The 2698-nt window shown below is 62.6% G+C and carries 3 protein-coding genes and 1 pseudogene; 1 reads left to right on the top strand and 3 read right to left on the bottom strand.

Annotated features, from left to right (window positions below; translation table 11 throughout):
- From ACOVRJ_RS02855 to ACOVRJ_RS02845, 3 genes and pseudogenes are all read right to left on the bottom strand, one after another.
- A pseudogene (locus ACOVRJ_RS02855) lies at positions 1 to 520 on the bottom strand (alkene reductase); the annotation flags it as partial.
- 103 nt (positions 521 to 623) lie between these two features.
- Positions 624 to 1112, bottom strand: a complete 489-nt coding sequence (locus ACOVRJ_RS02850) for a nuclear transport factor 2 family protein (protein WP_422042392.1) — start codon at positions 1110 to 1112, stop codon at positions 624 to 626.
- A 46-nt stretch (positions 1113 to 1158) separates the two neighbouring features.
- Positions 1159 to 1662 carry a hypothetical protein gene (locus ACOVRJ_RS02845; protein WP_422042391.1) on the bottom strand — a complete coding sequence of 168 codons (504 nt, stop codon included), beginning with the start codon at positions 1660 to 1662 and terminating at the stop codon, positions 1159 to 1161.
- Between the two features lie 152 nt (positions 1663 to 1814).
- On the opposite strand from ACOVRJ_RS02845, the gene ACOVRJ_RS02840 reads away from it, so the two are divergent.
- Positions 1815 to 2698 (top strand): LysR family transcriptional regulator (locus ACOVRJ_RS02840; RefSeq protein WP_422042393.1); only part of this gene is annotated, 884 nt, incomplete at its 3' end.

Raw genomic sequence — 2698 nt, 5'->3', positions numbered from 1 at the left:
CGACGCCGTCGAAGCCAGCCGCTTTCGCCTGTTGGGCGCCACGGCGGAATTGCTCAGTCACCTGCAACATCTCATGTGTCTCGAGCGCGCGCGGCACCTCGTAGTCCTGCATGCCCTCGTAGGTGTAGGTCTGCCCCTCGATCGCGATCGCGGATGGCGCGACCGGCAGCTGTCGTCTCGGCTGAAGGCTGCTGTGCGACGAGCGCCCTACGTGCCAAAGCTGCATGAAGATGCGCCCACCCGCTGCGTGCACGGCATCCGTCACGCCCCGCCAGCCTCGTACTTGGTCGTCCGACCAAATGCCGGGCGTGTCCGTGTAGCCAACGCCCTCGGGCGCCACCGAGGTCGCCTCGGTGATCAACAGGCCGGCGCTTGCACGCTGGGCGTAGTACTGCGCGACGATTTCGCCGGTCACCCGCTCGATGCCGGCGCGTGCGCGGGTCATGGGTGCGAGCACGATGCGGTTGGGCAGCGCAAGGGCGCCGACGGCGATCGGAGATTGCAGGGTCGGAACGGTCACTGGGGCTCCTAGAATTCTTGAAAACGGCAAGGTGCGTCGGTGGAGCGCGCTTCCCTGCAGCCAATCCGTCCAAGCCGGCCACAAAACGGCTAAACGCCACTTGTCACGGCGCCTCAGGGTTGGCAAAAGCCTTCAATCCAATCTTCCACTGGCCGTCCATCTTGTGCAGGGTGAAGTAGTCCCAGTAGGTCGTCTCGGGCCCCATCGTGATCTTCACCCGTGCAACGGCACCGGTGCCCGATACATCCAGCCATTCGATCGTGCGCGCTAGATTTGATGGTGCTTTGGGCTGGCCGCGAAAGTGACGTGTAGCGAACTCGTCGGCGCTCCAGGAAAGAAAGCTCTTGCCAGCGACGCCCTCCACGCGGCCTGTCGGCCAGAACACGCTTCGAACGTTGTCTGCGCGTCCAGAATCTGCTGCTTGAAAGTAACGCTCGACGGCCATCCGTACAGCTGCCGCTTCCTCAGAAGCAACGCCGGCAGTGGCCGATGCAGGTTGCGCAGCCACGCGCTTTGGCGACAAGGCGCACAGCCCGGCTGACGCAGCGACCAAGAGCACGTAAATCCGGGGCGCGTAGCGAGAATGCTTCATGTGATTCCTTCAGTGATTGGAAGTTGCAAACGGGCGAGAGTCGCCCTCAACCACGTCGTGACGGCGTGGCCCGTTTCGAAGTGAATGGCTCGCGTTCAAACAGATTGCGGGTTTCTAGCACCTGGCCGAGGTCTTTCATCCCCAGGGCGTCAGGACGCACCTCTTGGTGCGCTGACCGAATGGGGGCCCACCGCTGCTGGATGCCATCGAACCCTTTTTCATCGGCATAGGTGACCATGACGATGGCGTTCCATGGCCCCTCGTCGCTGCCGGTATCGAGCCACTCGTAGCTCACGAACAGGCCTTGCTGCACGGCAATTTCGTCCATCGCGAACCAGTTGGATCGCACGAATCGCTCAAGTTGTGCAAGGCGGCCTGGCTTGGCCTGCAGGAAGGTGAGCGTGACAACACGCGCCCCGCCTGCAGCTGAACTGGGCATTTCAGTCGCAGCGGTTGCGGCCGTCGCCGCTGCCAGACCGAGCACGGCCGACCCACCAGACAGGGCTCGAAGTACTTTCCGACGGGATGTCATGATGGTTCCCTGGTTCAAGAGTTTTGAAGCCAAAGCGCGACTGGTTTTGTCGAGCTGGCCCGTTCCCCTTAGGATAAGCAAGCCAAGCGCGGCGAAGAGTCAAATTGTTTTGATGCGTTGAATCAAGAATCCTGATCATTCCAGTGGCAGCAAAACTTTCGATCGAAGCAATGGGGGTGCTGGATGCGGTGGCTCGCCACGCCTCATTCACAAAGGCTGCCGCGGAACTTCACAAAGTGCCCTCTGCAGTGAGCTACACCGTGGCGCAGGTCGAAAGCGTTCTAGGGGTTCAGGTCTTTGATCGTTCGCAGCGCCGGGTCCGCCTCACACCGATCGGCACCGAGTTGCTGGCAGACGGGCGCCGGTTGCTCCACATGGCGCACGACATAGAGCGCAGGTTGGGGCAGCGCAAGGCAGGCTGGGAGGCCACGCTGCGCGTATCCATCGACACCATTTTTGGCCTGCAAGCGATTTTCCCGCTGTTGGCCGAATGGGATGCGCTGGGCACCGGCACGCGACTCAGCCTGTCCGAGGAGGCGTTGGGTGGAACCTGGGATGCGCTGCGATCCGATCGATCTGACATCGTCGTTGCCGGGCTCGGTGCGGGTGGCGTGCCATCTGGGGGCGGTTACGCCATTCATGAGCTGGGCCGCCTGGCTTTCGACTTCGCCGTAGCACCCTCGCATCCTTTGGCGTGGCTGGCTGAAAGACTGAACGAGCCCGTCAGTGAAGACGAACTGCGGTCATTTCGCGCCATCAGCGTGGCAGACAGTTCGCGGGACAGCACGCCACTCACCGCCGGGCTGCTGCCCGGGCAAGACACGCTCACTGTGAGCACGATGCGTGACAAGCTGGCTGCCCAAGTGGCCGGGCTGGGCGTCGGATTCCTGCCGCGATTCCTGGCGAAACCTGCCTTTCAGAGAGGCAGCCTCGTGCGTCTTCGGGTTGCGCTGCCACGCCCCATGGCGTCTTTCTGCATAGCACACCGAACGGAAGGCTTGGGCAGCGCCGGTCGGTGGCTGGTGAACCGTATGCTGAGCACGCCGTCGCTGTT

This window comes from Roseateles sp., from assembly GCF_049240545.1.
Classification (GTDB): domain Bacteria; phylum Pseudomonadota; class Gammaproteobacteria; order Burkholderiales; family Burkholderiaceae_C; genus Paucibacter_A.
Note: the sequence above shows the minus strand (reverse complement) of the source record. Positions and strands in the feature narration are given on the sequence as shown.